A 13,855-nucleotide genomic window follows, 5' to 3' on the forward strand; every position below is an offset into this window, starting at 1 on the left:
GCTGATCACTCCGGCGCATGGCAGACGGCCTCGACGTTGTTGCCGTCGGGATCGAGGACGAAGGCGCCATAGTAGTCCGGGTGATAGTGCGGGCGCAGGCCCGGCTCGCCATTGTCCTTGCCGCCGGCGGCAAGCGCCGCACCATAGAAGGCTTCGACCTCGGCGCGGCTGCGCGCGGTGAAGGCGACGTGCTGATGGGCCTTCTGACCATCCTCGCCTTCCTGCAGCCAGAATACCGGCCGATCGCGACCGTAGCCACCGACCTTTTTACCGCCGGTGTACTCCAGCGGCACCATATACAACAGCGCGGCACCAAGCGGCGCCATCGCCTTGTCATAGAAAGCCTTCGAAGCGTCGAAATCGGCAACGTTGATGCCGAGATGATCGATCATCTTTTTACCTCCCAGGTGGTGATGCGTTCGCCTGTGACCGGGTCCTTGCCGTCCTTCAACTGTATCCCTTGGGCCAGCAGGTCGTCGCGGATGCGGTCGGCTTCGGCCCAGTTCTTGGCGGCGATGAACGCGAGACGCTTGGCGATGGCCTTGGCGACGTGGCCTTCATCAACCTTCGCCGACGCGACGTCGAAGCCGAGGAACAGCAGCGACGCCTTCAGCGATGCAGCGGCATCGTTGCCGTCCACTGCCTCGCCGGCCAACTGGGTCAGGATCTGGAAGGTGGCATAGGTGGCGAGATCGTCCGACAAGGCGTCGATGATCTCCACGGGCACCTGTCCCGCCGCCGTCGGCGCGAGGTCGGCCCCCCGCTTCCATTTTCGCAGGGTGTTCTCGGCCTCTTCCAGCTTGCGCACGGAAAAGTCGATCGGCTCGCGATAATGCGTCATCAGCATCGCCAGCCGCAGCACCTCGCCCGGCCATTTGCGGCCGCCGAAGGTCTCGGTCTCCAGGAGTTCGTTGATCGAGTAGAAGTTGCCGAGGCTCTTCGACATTTTCTGCCCTTCGACCTGCAGGAAGCCGTTGTGCATCCAGATGTTGGCCATCATTTCGGTGCCATGGGCGCAACGCGACTGGGCGATCTCGTTTTCATGGTGCGGGAAGATCAGGTCGAGGCCGCCGCCATGGATGTCGAAGACCTCGCCGAGATAGGCGGCCGACATCGCCGAGCACTCGATGTGCCAGCCCGGCCGACCCCTGCCCCATGGCGAATTCCAGCCCGGCTCCTCCGGTGACGACAACTTCCAGAGGACAAAATCGCCGGGATTTTTCTTATGCGCGTCGACGGCGACGCGAGCACCGGCCTGCTGCTCGTCGAGATTGCGCTTCGACAGCTGGCCGTAGTCGGGCATCGACGCCGTGTCGAACAGGACTTCGCCCGCAGCAACATAGGCATGGCCGCGTTCGATCAGGCTTTGAATCAAGGTGACCATGTCGACCTTGCCGTCGGCACGGGGCTCGACGAATTCGGTGGCGCGCGGCTCGACCGTCGGCTCCAGGCAGCCGAGAACCGCCACGTCGCTGTGGAACTGGTCGGCGGTCTTTTCGGTGACCCGCCTGATCGCCTCATTCAACGACAGCGTGCCGGAAGCGATCTCGCCGCCGAAATCGCGCAAAGCGCGCGCATTGATCTTGTCGTCTACGTCGGTGATGTTGCGCACATAGGTGACGTGCGTCTGCCCATAGAGATGGCGCAGCAAGCGGAACAGCACGTCGAAGACGATCACCGGCCTGGCATTGCCGATATGAGCAAAGTCGTAGACGGTCGGGCCGCAAACATACATGCGCACATTGTCAGGGTCGATCGGAACGAAATCCTCTTTCGTCCGCGTCAGCGTGTTGTAGAGGCGCAGGCCCTGCGATGCGTCGGACATTCGTGCCTTCCCGGTTCAGAACTCAATTCGACGAAGCCAGCCCTGCGCGAACGCAAATCAGGCTCCAGCCTGCTGGCCGGGGCGTTTGTCCAATCTGGGGAAAGATGAGGCGAAAACGTCCGGACCAGCGCGAGGCTAGCCAATAATGCAAATGCCACAAATGGCGAAAGACGTTTTCATGGGCGGCTTTATCGCCTTGGCTTGTGTTGCCGTCAAGTCGCAAGTTTCGGCAAAACCGTCGCTGGGTCACAGGTAATGATGCACTGAAACATTTTATTAAACATGTCGGCACAGTCATGAAACATTCGCCGGCTAGATCAGCAGGCGTCACGATTTGGTCAGAATCGGCCATCAAACGCAGACACGAAAATGTTACCAGGGAAGAGAGACATGCCCCGAACCAAGCAGGAAGCCAACCGCGCCAAGCAGCCGGCGCTGGCCAACCACTATCGCGCAATCGGCCCGGCCGCGATCGTCGCCGCCCTTCTCCATACCGCCAAGAAGAAAAAGCCGGCGCAGAAGATCGTTTCGCCCCGCGCTGCCTGAAGGGGTGTGCGGCCGGCGCCAATGGCGCCAGAAATGAAGGCGCCGACGCGCGCGCCCTCTGCTAGAACAACCTCATCTGACTGTCGTCCGCGCCGGACTTCTGGCGCTTGACCTTCTCGGGCTCCGGCCCGATCTCGCCCCGCTCCTGAATCTCCGGTCCGGTGTTGGCGACCTTGTTGACGAGGTCGGAGACCGGAATTGCCTCGAAGAAATCGAGCTGTGCCGGTCGCAACAGATCGGCGACATCGCGCGGTTCGAGCGTGCGGCAATCCAGCCAACGTGTGAAATCCCTGGGATCGATCACCACCGGCATGCGGTCGTGGATATGCGCGATGTCGGCATTGGCGTTGATGGTCAGGATGGCGCCGGTGTCCATTTCCGAACCCCCCGGCTCGGCATAGGTCTCGATCAGCCCGGCGAAGGCAACCAACCCGCCATGCCTGGGGCGTATCCAGTAAGGCTGCCCCTTCTTGCCACCGGTTTGCCGCCATTCATAAAAGCCGGACGCCGGCACCAAAGCGCGGCGATGGCGCATGGCGGCCTTGAACGACGCCTTTTCGGCAGCCCCTTCGGAGCGCGCGTTGAACAGCAGCGGAAACTCGCGTGTATCCTTCACCCAGGTCGGGATCAGCCCCCAGCGCACCAGCATTGGCTGCCGGTCCGGCAGATTGAAGCCCGGCGCCTGCGGAGGGCCGGCGACCGCCATCAGGATCGGCTGCGTCGGGGCGATGTTGTAGCGCGCCGGGAAATCCTCAAGCCCCGCCACGTCCAGAAAGGCAGCGGTCTGATCCGGCGTCGCGGTCAAGGCGAAACGTCCGCACATGGTCGATTGGTGCCCTTCGAAAGGTTCGGTTTCTGAAAGTGGCGATGGAACCGGCGTTGCGCAACCGCTAAAACTTGTCCACGCTGGCCGGTCCACAACTGACCGGCCTTCAGCCTGATTGGGAATCCATGAACGAAGCGCGCAAAATACTTCCGGCAGTCTCGGTCGCCGTCGTGCGGGCAGACACCGTGCTTCTGGTCAAGCGAGCCCGGCAACCGTCGCAAGGGCTCTATGCCTTTCCGGGCGGCAAGGTCGAGCCTGGTGAGACGCTGGAGGCAGCGGCAGAGCGCGAACTTCAGGAAGAAACCGGTTTGCGTGCCACAAATTATCGCCCGCTGCGGGAAATCCACATCGACGGCCGGGATGACAGCCACCCGGTCGATTATCTCCTCACAGTCTTCGGCGCCGCCTATGCCGGCGGCGAGGCCGTGGCCAGCGACGATGCGGAGACGGCGGCCTTCTATACGCTCAGCGAGATGGCGGCGCTGCCGCTGGCAGGCTCGGTATTCGCGGTCGCCGAAGACTTGTTGGCCCCCGGCGGAAACGCCGGACTGCTGTCCTGAAATCAACTTGCGGGCCACAAATTGTTTCGCCACAAAGACTTATGCTGTTTAGCAGAGCCACGCAGCTGGTAGAGAAGGCTTATGAATCGTCCATCCATGCTCCTCGCCGTGTGTCTTGCGGTCGGCGCGACCGTTTCGATACGGCCCGCGCTCAGCGCCGAGTCGCCGTTCGAGCCCGGGTTGATGCGGCTGGCGGAGGTTCTGGGCTCGCTGCATTTCCTGCGCAATCTGTGCGGCGAAAAGGGCGACCAGTGGCGTGTCGAGATGACAAAACTGCTCGATTCGGAAAATCCGGACGCCGAGCGGCGCGCCCGCTTCATTGCCAGCTTCAATCGCGGCTACCGCTCCTTCGGCGGCACCTATACGAGGTGCACGCCCTCGGCGACCGAAGCCATCAGCCGCTACATGAAGGAAGGCGAGACGCTGTCTCGCGACATCGCCTCGCGTTACGGCAACTAATGCATGTCGCCCAAAAGTGGCTGCGGTTTTGGGAGAACGACACGCATAAAAACGAAAACCTAAAGCGCCTCGCCTGAATCCGTTCAAACGCGGCGCGCTTTAGGCACTCGCTCATCGACAACTATCCGAACCATTGCTGGGTACAGCCGATATATCGGCTTGTGCCAGGCGATATCTTGGTGCAATCCTCATGTTGCACTTCTGCAACAGTATTAACGAAACCTTACCGCGCGAAAGCGGAATTAACTCAAACTGAAGGTTTTCGCCCCGCAGGCCGCCCCAATCGGCTAAGTTTGACTCGAACTGAACGCAGCTTCGCACAAGGCAATCGGGCTTTGTAAAAGACGATCAAAAAAATGTCGTATTTACAAATACTTAATTGTCCCTGCGTGTGAAATGAACAGATCAGGCCTGATCCACATCAATGGATCGCAGCTTGAAAGGGTGGACATTCGCTTATGGAACATGGTGTCAACGACATCGACGCGCTGGTCAGGGAAGAAAAACGCTTGACCGCCGTGGAAAGCCACAGCGAGGCCTGGGCGGAAGGTCTCTCCGCCGGGATAGAGCCCGAGATCATTGCCGAAGCAGCGCTCGAAACAGCCTTCGGCGAGATGTTGCGTGCCAATGGCGAGACCTCGGCCCTTGCCCTGCTCGACCGTATGCGTGAAAAGGTGATTGCTGGCGCCTTCGAACCTGAACGGCTGCGGCACTGAACCGACGTCCGGTTCTTTGACGGCAATATGCCGCTCGGGCGTCATGCCCGTAAGCAGGGAGAAACGGGCAGTGAGTTTTTCGATGTCAGGCAAGCCGCGTGGCTTGGTCCTTCGCATCTCTTTCGCCGCTTGCTGTGCCGCGATCCCCCTGGTTGTGTGTCTCGCGAGCAGCCCCGCCTATGCGCTGAGCGAAATCAAGCGCGAAGAGCTCCCCCCGACGGTCACGGCGCCGGCCGACGACATGTCGCCCCCCGGAAGCACCGTGCCAATGCCCAACCCGGTCGGGACGCCGCCGCCGTCTAGCCAGCCGACTGCTCCTGCCGAAGCCGAGCCGGACAGTCCGGCGGATGGCGGCGTGACCAGGCCACGCGTCGATCCGGACACGCCGGTGCCCGAGGTCATCTACGATCTCGGCAAGCTGCCGGAACCAGTGCGGCGCATGCATGATTTGATCGTCGAAGCCTGCAAGGGCGGCGATATCGAAAAGTTGCGGCCGTTGATCGGCACGGGCGACAACACAACGCAATTGTCCCTAACCGACATTGATGGCGATGCCGTCGCCTTCCTCAAGGGCCTCTCGGGCGACCCGGACGGCCAGGAAATCCTGGCCATCCTGGAGGAGGTGCTCGATGCCGGCTACGTCCACCTCGATGCCGGCACGCCACAAGAGCTCTATGTGTGGCCGTATTTCTTCGCCCTACCGCTGGACAAGCTGGACGCCAAGCAGCGGGTCGAACTGTTCAAGATCGTCACCGCTGGCGATTTCGACGACATGAAGCAGTTCGGCGCCTATATTTTCTATCGCGTCGGTATCACCCCTAGCGGACAGTGGTCATTCTTCGTCGCCGGGGATTGAGAGCGGCTCTTCCCACCCACGGGGGTAGGGAGCCTAGCGGGGCAATGCCTCAGAAAACTCCACCGCCCTACCCTGGCTTGGCGTAGCGATCTCGCCTTCCCACATCACGCGGCGGCCGCGAATGACGGTGCCGACCGGCCAGCCGACCACTTCTCTCCCGTCATAAGGCGTCCAGCCGGCTTTCGAGCCGGCCTGCGCATTGGTGATGGTCTGGCGCCGCTTCATATCGACGATGGTGAAGTCGGCGTCGTAGCCGGCAGCGATGCGGCCCTTTCTCGCCATGCCGAAGATCCGCTGCGGGCCGTGGCTAGACAGGTCGACAAAGCGCTGCAAGGTCAGCCGGCCGGCATTGACGTGGTCGAGCATGATCGGCACCAGCGTCTGCACGCCGGTCATCCCCGACGGTGAGGCCGGATAGGGCTTTGCCTTCTCGGCCAGCGTGTGCGGCGCGTGGTCGGAGCCGAGCACATCGACGATGCCTTGCGCAATGCCATGCCAGACGCCATCGCGATGGCGCGCGGCACGCACCGGCGGGTTCATCTGGATCAGCGTGCCAAGCCTGAGATAGTCGTCGGCGCTCAGCGTCAAATGATGTGGCGTCGCCTCGCAGGTCGCGACATCCTTGTGTTGTTCGAGGAACACAATCTCCTCGGCGGTCGAGATGTGTAGAACATGGATGCGGGCACGGGCGTTTCGCGCAATGCGTACCAGCCGTTCGGTACAGCGCAAGGCGGCGATCTCGTCGCGCCAGACAGGGTGCGATGCCGGGTCGCCTTCGATGCGTTCGCCAAGGCGCTCGCGCAGCCGGAATTCGTCTTCCGAATGAAAGGCGGCGCGCCGGCGCGTGTTTCTCAGGATCGACGCCACGCCCTCGTCATCCTCGACCAGCAGGTCGCCAGTGGACGAGCCCATGAAAACCTTGATCCCGGCCGCACCCGGCAGCCGCTCAAGCTCGCCGACATCCCCGGCATTCTCGCGGGTGCCGCCGACCCAGAAGGCGAAATCGCAATGCATGCGCCCCGTGCCGCGCCGGACCTTGTCGGCAAGCGCTGCCTCGCTGGTGGTCAGCGGATTGGTGTTGGGCATCTCGAACACGGCGGTGACGCCGCCAAGCACGGCAGCGCGCGAACCCGTTTCCAAATCTTCCTTGTGCTCCAGTCCCGGCTCGCGAAAATGCACCTGGCTGTCGACGACACCCGGCAGGACATGCAGGCCGCGGCAGTCGATCGTCTCGCCGGCCGAGGCCTGGCGGAGATCGCCGATGGCAGCGATGCGCCCGTCCTTCACGCCGATGTCGCGAGCCCCTTCGCCGTCATGGTTGACCACTGTGCCGCCTGTCAGGATGAGGTCGTAGATCATGGCCATGCTCTCTTGCGGGGGGAGTGCCAGCGGCTTACGTAAAGGCCGACCATTTTGCAAGATCAGGTTGCTTTTCCGCCCATGCCCTGTGCCCAGCTCAAAGACCGCGCCCTCATTTCCGTATCAGGTCCGGATGCCGAGCATTTTTTGCAGAACATCCTGACCACCGATCTCGACATCCTGGCTCCCGGCGAAGCCAAACCCGGTGCGCTGCTGACGCCGCAAGGCAAGATCCTGTTCGATTTCCTGATCTCCCGCACCGGCGAGAATGCATTCCGGCTCGAATGCCGTGCCGACATATCGGACGATTTCGTACGCCGGCTGACGCTCTACAAACTGCGCGCCAAGGTCGAGATTACCAAATCCGATCAGGCGTTTGTCACCGTCGCGTGGGGACATGAATCAACACCCTCACAATCTGATTCAACGGCGGCCGCCGACACACGCTTTCCGAAGGGTGCCGTCACGCGTTCCTATGGCGAAACGGATGAGCGCGGCGATCTTGCCGCGTGGCAAGCCTTCCGCATTGTCGGCGGCATTGCCGAAAGCGGCAGCGACTACCAACTCGGAGACGCCTTCCCCCACGATGTGCTGCTGGACGAAACCGGCGGCATCGGCTTCAAGAAGGGCTGCTATGTCGGCCAGGAGGTCGTCTCGCGCATGCAGCATCGCGGCACGGCCAGGCGGCGCGTGCTGATTGCATCGGCCGACAGGCCCCTGCCCGCGCCCGGCACCGAACTGACCGTCGCAGGCAGGCCGGTTGGCACGCTCGGCTCGACCGTAGACACGACCGGTCTGGCCATTGCGCGCATCGACCGGGTCAAGGCGGCGCTCGATGCCGGCCAGCCGATCATGGCCGGGGACGTTCCGTTAACGCTGGCCATTCCCGGTTGGGCAAAATTCGCCTTCCCGCAGGAAGCCGTCAGCGCGGAGGAGGCCTGATGGCGGCCGACCGCGTCGGCGCGCCGGCACGCGCCTGGCAGCGCATGCTGTCGGGCCGCCGGCTCGATTTGCTCGACCCCTCGCCGCTCGACATCGAGATTTCGGACATTGCGCACGGGCTCGCCCGCGTTGCCCGCTGGAACGGCCAGACCAGCGGCGAGCATGCGTTTTCGGTCGCCCAGCACTCGCTGCTGGTCGAAGCGCTGTTCTGCGACCTGGTGCCCGAGGCTTCGGCCGACGCCCGGTTGGCGGCCCTGCTGCACGACGCCCCCGAATATGTCATCGGCGACATGATCTCGCCGTTCAAATCGGTGATGGGCGGCAGCTACAAGGATTGTGAGTTACGGCTGCAGCGCGCCATCCATCTGCGCTTCTCGCTGCCTCCGGAACCAAGTGCTGCGCTGCGCAAGGAGATCAAGCGCGCCGACCAGATCGCCGCCTATTTCGAGGCAACGCTGCTCGCCGGCTTTTCGACCGCCGAGGCGACCGAGTTCTTCGGCCGTCCGCGCGGCTTCAATGCCGACCGCTTCGATTTCACGCCACGTTCGGTGACCTGGGCGCAGAACGCGTTTCTGAAACGGTTTTCGGCGATCGAGACGTCGCGGCATCAGGTTTCGGCGACCGCAATCGGCTAAAGCGCGTCGCGCTGAAACGGATTCACGCGACGCGCTTTAGGTCTTTGTTTTTATGCATGTCATTCCCCCAAAACCGAGGTCACTTTTGGGCGACATGCATTAAAACGCTAAATTAACCAGCGGCGACCACAGTAGCTTGTTCGATCACGGTCCGCAGGCGCGCTCATGCCCGTCGCTGATGCCAAGGATGGTTCGGCCGTCCCGAAACGGGAGGCCGAAGGCATGGACCGCTCCCGCCACATGGAAGACGAACTGCGGGAGCAGAACCAACGCTTTTCGGCTGCGGTCGAGAACATGTCGCACGGCCTGTGCATGTTCGACGCCGACGAGCGGATGATCATCTGCAACGGCAACTACCTACACATCTTTTGCCTCGACGCCAGGGTGATAAGGCCCGGCATCCGGTTCCTCGACATTCTGCGCCACAGCGTCGATATCGGCGTCGCCTCGCAAACCGCCGACGAACTCTACGCCATCCGCAAGCCCTATATCGATCAGGCGAAGCCCTCGACCTACGAAGAAACACTGTCGGACGGCCGCATCGTCAGCATCTCGCACCGCCCTCTGGCTCTGGGCGGCTGGGTTTCGATCTATGAAGACATCACCGAGCAGCGCCGCGCGCAAGAGGATCTCAAGGAGCAGCACCGCCGCTTCGACGCAGCGCTCGCCAACATGTCGCAAGGCTTGCTGATGTATGACGCCGACGGCAAGATGATCGTGCGCAACCGGCGTTTTCTGGAGCTCTACAAGGTCACCCCGGCGGACTTTCCGCTTGGAACGACGCACCGCGACGCGCTCGAACGGTTGCTGGAACTCGGCATCTATACGAAGATCGATGTCGACAGCGAAGTCGCCAAGACCGAAGCCTGTCTGGCGGCGGCAAAAATGCATTCGGCCTATCGGCATCTTACCGACGGCAGGACGGTTTTGGTCACACGTCGGCCGATGGATGGCGGCGGCTGGGTGGTGACCTTCGACGACGTCACCGAACGTCGCCGCACCGAAGAGCGCATGACCCATCTTGCGCATCACGACACGCTGACGGGATTGCCCAACCGCTCGATGTTTCGCGAACGGCTCGACCTTGCGCTGGAGGACACGGCGGCCACGCCGCTGGCGATCTTCTCGCTCGATCTCGATCGCTTCAAGGCAGTCAACGACACCTGGGGACATCCGGCCGGCGACTGGCTGCTGAAGAGCGTGGCCGAGCGGCTGCAGCGCTGCCTGCATAATGAAAACGACGTCGTTGCCCGCTTCGGCGGCGACGAATTCGTCATCATCCAGTTCAATTTCAAGGGCATTGCCAATGCTGAAAAACTCGCGAAGCGCATCGTCGAGACAATCGGAAAACCGTTCCGCGACAAGAGCCGCGAGATGCATATCGGCATCAGCCTGGGCATCGCGGTTTTCCCCAACGACGGCGGAGACGCCGACACGCTGCTGAGGAACGCGGATACAGCGCTTTACCGGGCGAAGAGCGAAGGCCGCAATCTGTATCGGTTCTTCGAACCCGGAATGGACGCAATGGTACAGGCACGGCGTGCGCTGGAGGTCGACCTCGGGACCGCACTGTCGCGCCAGGAATTCGACCTCGATTTCCAACCCATCATGAACATCGCCTCCGGCGAGATCGTCGGCGCGGAAGCCTTGATGCGCTGGCATTCCCCAGAACGTGGCATGGTGGCGCCGGACAGCTTCATTCCGGTCGCCGAAGAAACCGGATTGATCGTGCCGCTTGGAGAATGGGCGCTGAGGAAAGCCTGCACGGCGGCGGCACGCTGGCCCGCCGGCCTGCGCGTCGCGGTCAATGTCTCGGCCGTGCAACTTAAAAGCGGCAGCTTCGCCCGCAGCGTCATCTCGGCGCTGGCTTTCTCCGGCGTGCCAGCCGGTCGGTTGGAACTGGAGATCACCGAAACCGTGCTGATGGACGAAAGCGAGGTGGTGCTAAGGACGCTGCGGCAGTTGCGCGAACTCGGCATCCGCATCGCGCTGGACGATTTCGGCACCGGCTATTCGTCGCTCGGCTACCTCAGGCGTTTTCCTGTCGACAAGATCAAGATCGACCGTTCGTTCATCCACGACCTCGGCAATCGCGACACCGCGGCGATCGTTCGCACCGTCATCGGGCTGGGTGCCGAGCTTGGCATCATTGTCACCGCCGAGGGGGTCGAGACCGAGGTGCAACTCGACATCCTGCGCAGCAATGGCTGCACCGAGGCGCAGGGCTTTCTGATCGGCGCGCCGTCAAAGGCGGCCGAGATCCAGCGCCTGTTGAGATCCCGGGGGCCGCACAGCCAGACCGGCTAGGCCGGCCATCGTCAATGCAGCGTCTCGATGTACTTTTCGTGGAAGCTGACATAGCCGGGCTCGACCACCTTGAGATGCCGCTCGATCAGCGCATGAAACCGCGGCAGTTGATGAAACGGCACGCCGGGATAGGCATGATGCTCGGCATGGAACGGCATGTTCCACGCCAGCTTGCGGACCAGCCAGTTGGTCAATGTGGTCCTGGTGTTCTCCAGCATGTTGGCGACGAACGGACAACGACCGTGCTCGGCCAAGAGATAGAGGCGCAGAAACGGCTGCCCCAACAGAGCGGGCAAAATCCAGACATAGACAAGCACCGAGAGCCGGAAATAGACGGCCAGCAGAAGGAGCACGGCATAAAAGGCAATCATGGCGCGTGCCTCGATGCGCACCTTGTCATAGCCCTTTGGCGGAACGTAGCTTTCGCGACCACGATCCGCGGCGTTGGCATAAAGCGTCTTGATGTGGCCCCACCATAACGGGATGCCGGATATGTGGACGAGGTATTGCCGCCATGTCTCCGGCTTGGGAAACGCCAGTTCCGGGTCATTGTCGGGATCTTGCGTGTATCGATGGTGGGCAAAGTGGAAGTAGCGGAACCAGTCCGCCGGCAGCGCGATCGCCAGGCTGCACACCCGCGCCACGACATCGTTCAGCCGCTGCGCCTCAAAGGCCGTGCGATGAACCGTCTCGTGCAGCAGCGTGAACAGAAACACGATGAGGAGACCTTGCGGCAGCATCAGCAGCGGCCAGAACGGCACTTTGGCGGCGATCAGCGATCCGAGGATCACGATCGCACCCCAATGAGCGGCAAGCTGAACGAGGCCCGCGGCATCAGACTTGGCGGTCAGCCGTTTGCGCTCCTCCTGCGTCAACGATGAAATTACGTCGCGATGATCCACGGGCTTCGATCCAGGCTCGGATTTGATAGAATCCACTGTAGCGCATGAAAAACCTTTCCAAAAATGACGATTTCTGCGATTTAGATAAGCTGAACTTATCTATTCGGTGATCATGGCCGTACTTCCCTCTCTCAAAGGACTTCAGGCTTTCGAGGCTGCGGCCCGTACAGGCAGCTTTGCGGGGGCGGCGGAAGAGCTTTCTGTATCCGCCGCCGCCGTCAGCCAGCTCATCCGCACCGTCGAGGAGCAGATGGACCGCAAGCTGTTCCATCGCGTCAACCGGCGCGCCGTCCTCACCGAGGCCGGCGTCGAGATGCTGCCCAGGCTGACCATGGCCTTCCAGGAGATCGGCAGCGTCGCGCGCCAGCTGGGCGGCGATGCGTTCCGCCCGCGCCTCGTGGTGTCGGTGCCGCCATCCATGGCCATGGGTTGGCTTTCGCAGCGCCTCACTGGTTTTGTCTCAAGCCATGGCGCCGTCGACATATCGCTCAGAGGCGAGGATGACCCGGTGCCGTTCGACCGTGAGTTGATCGACATCAGGCTCACTTATGGCCCGCACTATCGCGAGCACCCGACCGAGGACATCGTCCAGGACGCAGTCTATCCCGTGTGTGCACCCGGGCTGGCCGACACGATCAAACCCGAAGGCCTCGCCAGCCTGCCGCTTATCCACACCGGCTGGGGACCGACTGGTGCGTCCTTTCCGTCCTGGCACAACTGGTTCGAGGCGGCCGGCATCGAACCCGGCCGGGCAGCGCAGCGCGGCCTCTCGGCCAACTCGTCGCGCGCGGCACTCGACCTTGCCATTTCGGGATTGGGCGTGGCGCTGGCGCAAGGGATCTACTGTGCCGAGGCGCTGGAGGACGGCCGACTTGTCAGGCCCCTCGCCCAAATGGTCGAGCTGCGCCAGCCCTATTGCCTGACGATCCCGGAGCGCAGCGCCAGACGCGATGTCGTGGACGCGTTTCGCCAGTGGCTGATCGACGAGTGCCGGCGCGCAGTCGGCTCGCCGGCACTGCGTTGACGTGACACGCGGCAATGGTCAGAGGTGCCCGCTCAATGCCTCAGCCATGTCCTTGTTTGTCGCCACGGGGATGATCTCGAATTCCACCAGATCCGCCCATTCGATGACCCAACGCTGCAGCAGCGTGACGTCATCGGCCTCCACCAGCAGGAAGCAGCGGCTCATGTCCGCCGCGATCCAGCTGTGGTGCACGAGCAGCTCGTCCGGTTTCAGGCGGCCGCGGTCGCGAAAGCGGCGATAGATCTCCTTGCGATCACAGCCGGTGAAGTCCTCGATCACGATAAATTGCATGTCCTACCCTACCGCCCCGGCCGGTCCAACCGCTCCAGGAACCACTGCGTCAGCCGCACCCAGACCTCGTCCTTCTCACCGGAATCCTCCCAGCCATGGTCGAGGTTGGGATTGTCATTCACCTCGATGACGAAGACGCCGTCCTTGGTCTCCTTGAGGTCGACGCCATAGAGCCCGTCGCCGATGCAGCGCGCCGCCTTCACTGCCGTCTCGACGACATGCGCCGGCGTTTCCTTCAGCGTGAAGGTCTTGATGCCGCCCTGGTCGGGCTTGCCGTTGGCCTTGTGGTTGACGATCTGCCAGTGCTTCTTGGCCATCAGATAGTGCACGGCAAACAGCGGCTGGCCGCCGAGCACGCCGACACGCCAATCATATTCGGTCGGAATGAATTTCTGCGCGATCAGAAGGTCGGAATCCTCCAGCCATTCGGTGGCGAGCGTCTTCAGTTCCTCGAAATTGGCGCATTTCTTGACGCCGCGCGAGAACGACGAATCCGGGATCTTCAGCACCAGCGGAAAGCCCAGCGTCTGCGCCGCCAGTTCGAGATCCGAGGTGCCGGCGATCATCACCGTCGGCGGCACCGGCACCTTGTTGTAGGCCATCAGCT

16 protein-coding genes are annotated in these 13,855 nt (G+C 62.4%); 9 read left to right on the forward strand and 7 right to left on the reverse strand.

Features of this window, described 5'->3' with window-relative positions; genetic code table 11:
* Positions 1-5 precede the first annotated feature (5 nt).
* Positions 6-392 (reverse strand): VOC family protein, encoded by a 387-nt coding sequence (locus EN949_RS12300; RefSeq protein ID WP_127366597.1) that lies wholly within the window; start codon positions 390-392, stop codon positions 6-8.
* Positions 389-1,825: a cysteine--tRNA ligase gene (gene cysS / locus EN949_RS12305; protein ID WP_127371309.1), complete on the reverse strand. Its 1,437-nt coding sequence runs from the start codon at positions 1,823-1,825 to the stop codon at positions 389-391. Before cysS ends, EN949_RS12300 begins: the two co-directional genes overlap by 4 nt.
* Positions 1,826-2,215: 390 nt before the next feature.
* On the opposite strand from cysS, the gene EN949_RS12310 reads away from it, so the two are divergent.
* Entirely contained in the window at positions 2,216-2,371 is a 156-nt protein-coding gene (locus EN949_RS12310; RefSeq protein ID WP_013532562.1) for a hypothetical protein, read from the forward strand.
* Positions 2,372-2,432: 61 nt separating this feature from the next.
* Here the strand turns inward: EN949_RS12310 and EN949_RS12315 are convergent, their stop codons facing one another.
* Positions 2,433-3,194: an SOS response-associated peptidase gene (locus tag EN949_RS12315; RefSeq protein WP_127366227.1), complete on the reverse strand. Its 762-nt coding sequence runs from the start codon at positions 3,192-3,194 to the stop codon at positions 2,433-2,435.
* Positions 3,195-3,322: 128 nt separating this feature from the next.
* On the opposite strand from EN949_RS12315, the gene EN949_RS12320 reads away from it, so the two are divergent.
* The 4 genes from EN949_RS12320 (at position 3,323) to EN949_RS12335 (ending at position 5,788) form a co-directional block, all read left to right on the forward strand.
* Positions 3,323-3,757, forward strand: coding sequence for an NUDIX hydrolase (locus EN949_RS12320; protein WP_024503054.1), 435 nt, complete (start codon positions 3,323-3,325; stop codon positions 3,755-3,757).
* 81 nt (positions 3,758-3,838) lie between these two features.
* Positions 3,839-4,216 carry a TIGR02301 family protein gene (locus EN949_RS12325; RefSeq protein ID WP_013532565.1) on the forward strand — a complete coding sequence of 126 codons (378 nt, stop codon included), beginning with the start codon at positions 3,839-3,841 and terminating at the stop codon, positions 4,214-4,216.
* A 458-nt stretch (positions 4,217-4,674) separates the two neighbouring features.
* Positions 4,675-4,932: a hypothetical protein gene (locus EN949_RS12330; RefSeq protein ID WP_008874920.1), complete on the forward strand. Its 258-nt coding sequence runs from the start codon at positions 4,675-4,677 to the stop codon at positions 4,930-4,932.
* Positions 4,933-5,002: 70 nt separating this feature from the next.
* Complete coding sequence (locus tag EN949_RS12335) at positions 5,003-5,788, forward strand: hypothetical protein (protein ID WP_164755946.1); 786 nt, start codon at positions 5,003-5,005, stop codon at positions 5,786-5,788.
* Between the two features lie 33 nt (positions 5,789-5,821).
* Here EN949_RS12335 and EN949_RS12340 read toward each other — a convergent pair whose 3' ends face one another.
* Complete coding sequence (locus tag EN949_RS12340; RefSeq protein ID WP_245459152.1) at positions 5,822-7,153, reverse strand: dihydroorotase; 1,332 nt, start codon at positions 7,151-7,153, stop codon at positions 5,822-5,824.
* 75 nt (positions 7,154-7,228) lie between these two features.
* Here EN949_RS12340 and EN949_RS12345 point away from each other — a divergent pair, with 75 nt between their 5' ends.
* From EN949_RS12345 to EN949_RS12360, 3 genes are all read left to right on the forward strand, one after another.
* Entirely contained in the window at positions 7,229-8,089 is an 861-nt protein-coding gene (locus tag EN949_RS12345; protein ID WP_127366229.1) for a folate-binding protein YgfZ, read from the forward strand.
* Positions 8,089-8,724 carry an HD family hydrolase gene (locus EN949_RS12350; protein WP_013532569.1) on the forward strand — a complete coding sequence of 212 codons (636 nt, stop codon included), beginning with the start codon at positions 8,089-8,091 and terminating at the stop codon, positions 8,722-8,724. Before EN949_RS12345 ends, EN949_RS12350 begins: the two co-directional genes overlap by 1 nt.
* Before the next feature lie 165 nt (positions 8,725-8,889).
* On the forward strand, positions 8,890-11,031 hold the full coding sequence (locus EN949_RS12360; protein ID WP_127366230.1) for an EAL domain-containing protein: 2,142 nt from the start codon (positions 8,890-8,892) through the stop codon (positions 11,029-11,031).
* An 11-nt stretch (positions 11,032-11,042) separates the two neighbouring features.
* Here the strand turns inward: EN949_RS12360 and EN949_RS12365 are convergent, their stop codons facing one another.
* Complete coding sequence (locus EN949_RS12365) at positions 11,043-11,933, reverse strand: fatty acid desaturase family protein (RefSeq protein ID WP_127366231.1); 891 nt, start codon at positions 11,931-11,933, stop codon at positions 11,043-11,045.
* A gap of 112 nt (positions 11,934-12,045) precedes the next feature.
* On the opposite strand from EN949_RS12365, the gene EN949_RS12370 reads away from it, so the two are divergent.
* Positions 12,046-12,957 (forward strand): LysR substrate-binding domain-containing protein, encoded by a 912-nt coding sequence (locus EN949_RS12370; protein ID WP_064993160.1) that lies wholly within the window; start codon positions 12,046-12,048, stop codon positions 12,955-12,957.
* Positions 12,958-12,975: 18 nt separating this feature from the next.
* Here the strand turns inward: EN949_RS12370 and EN949_RS12375 are convergent, their stop codons facing one another.
* On the reverse strand, positions 12,976-13,236 hold the full coding sequence (locus EN949_RS12375; protein WP_244514281.1) for a DUF3303 family protein: 261 nt from the start codon (positions 13,234-13,236) through the stop codon (positions 12,976-12,978).
* A gap of 20 nt (positions 13,237-13,256) precedes the next feature.
* Positions 13,257-13,855 (reverse strand): RimK family alpha-L-glutamate ligase (locus EN949_RS12380; protein WP_164782494.1); only part of this gene is annotated, 599 nt, incomplete at its 5' end.

The sequence above is a fragment of the Mesorhizobium sp. M7A.F.Ca.US.007.01.2.1 genome, assembly GCF_003998165.1.
In the GTDB taxonomy this organism is placed as follows: Bacteria; Pseudomonadota; Alphaproteobacteria; order Rhizobiales; family Rhizobiaceae; genus Mesorhizobium; species Mesorhizobium ciceri.

What these genes read in the sequence shown, in the direction of transcription:
- EN949_RS12300 (WP_127366597.1), bottom strand. Translation starts at nt 392, where the DNA reads ATGATCGATCATCTCGGCATCAACGTTGCCGATTTCGACGCTTCGAAG.
- cysS (WP_127371309.1), bottom strand. Translation starts at nt 1,825, where the DNA reads ATGTCCGACGCATCGCAGGGCCTGCGCCTCTACAACACGCTGACGCGG.
- EN949_RS12310 (WP_013532562.1), top strand. Translation starts at nt 2,216, where the DNA reads ATGCCCCGAACCAAGCAGGAAGCCAACCGCGCCAAGCAGCCGGCGCTG.
- EN949_RS12315 (WP_127366227.1), bottom strand. Translation starts at nt 3,194, where the DNA reads ATGTGCGGACGTTTCGCCTTGACCGCGACGCCGGATCAGACCGCTGCC.
- EN949_RS12320 (WP_024503054.1), top strand. Translation starts at nt 3,323, where the DNA reads ATGAACGAAGCGCGCAAAATACTTCCGGCAGTCTCGGTCGCCGTCGTG.
- EN949_RS12325 (WP_013532565.1), top strand. Translation starts at nt 3,839, where the DNA reads ATGAATCGTCCATCCATGCTCCTCGCCGTGTGTCTTGCGGTCGGCGCG.
- EN949_RS12330 (WP_008874920.1), top strand. Translation starts at nt 4,675, where the DNA reads ATGGAACATGGTGTCAACGACATCGACGCGCTGGTCAGGGAAGAAAAA.
- EN949_RS12340 (WP_245459152.1), bottom strand. Translation starts at nt 7,153, where the DNA reads ATGGCCATGATCTACGACCTCATCCTGACAGGCGGCACAGTGGTCAAC.
- EN949_RS12345 (WP_127366229.1), top strand. Translation starts at nt 7,229, where the DNA reads ATGCCCTGTGCCCAGCTCAAAGACCGCGCCCTCATTTCCGTATCAGGT.
- EN949_RS12350 (WP_013532569.1), top strand. Translation starts at nt 8,089, where the DNA reads ATGGCGGCCGACCGCGTCGGCGCGCCGGCACGCGCCTGGCAGCGCATG.
- EN949_RS12360 (WP_127366230.1), top strand. Translation starts at nt 8,890, where the DNA reads ATGCCCGTCGCTGATGCCAAGGATGGTTCGGCCGTCCCGAAACGGGAG.
- EN949_RS12370 (WP_064993160.1), top strand. Translation starts at nt 12,046, where the DNA reads ATGGCCGTACTTCCCTCTCTCAAAGGACTTCAGGCTTTCGAGGCTGCG.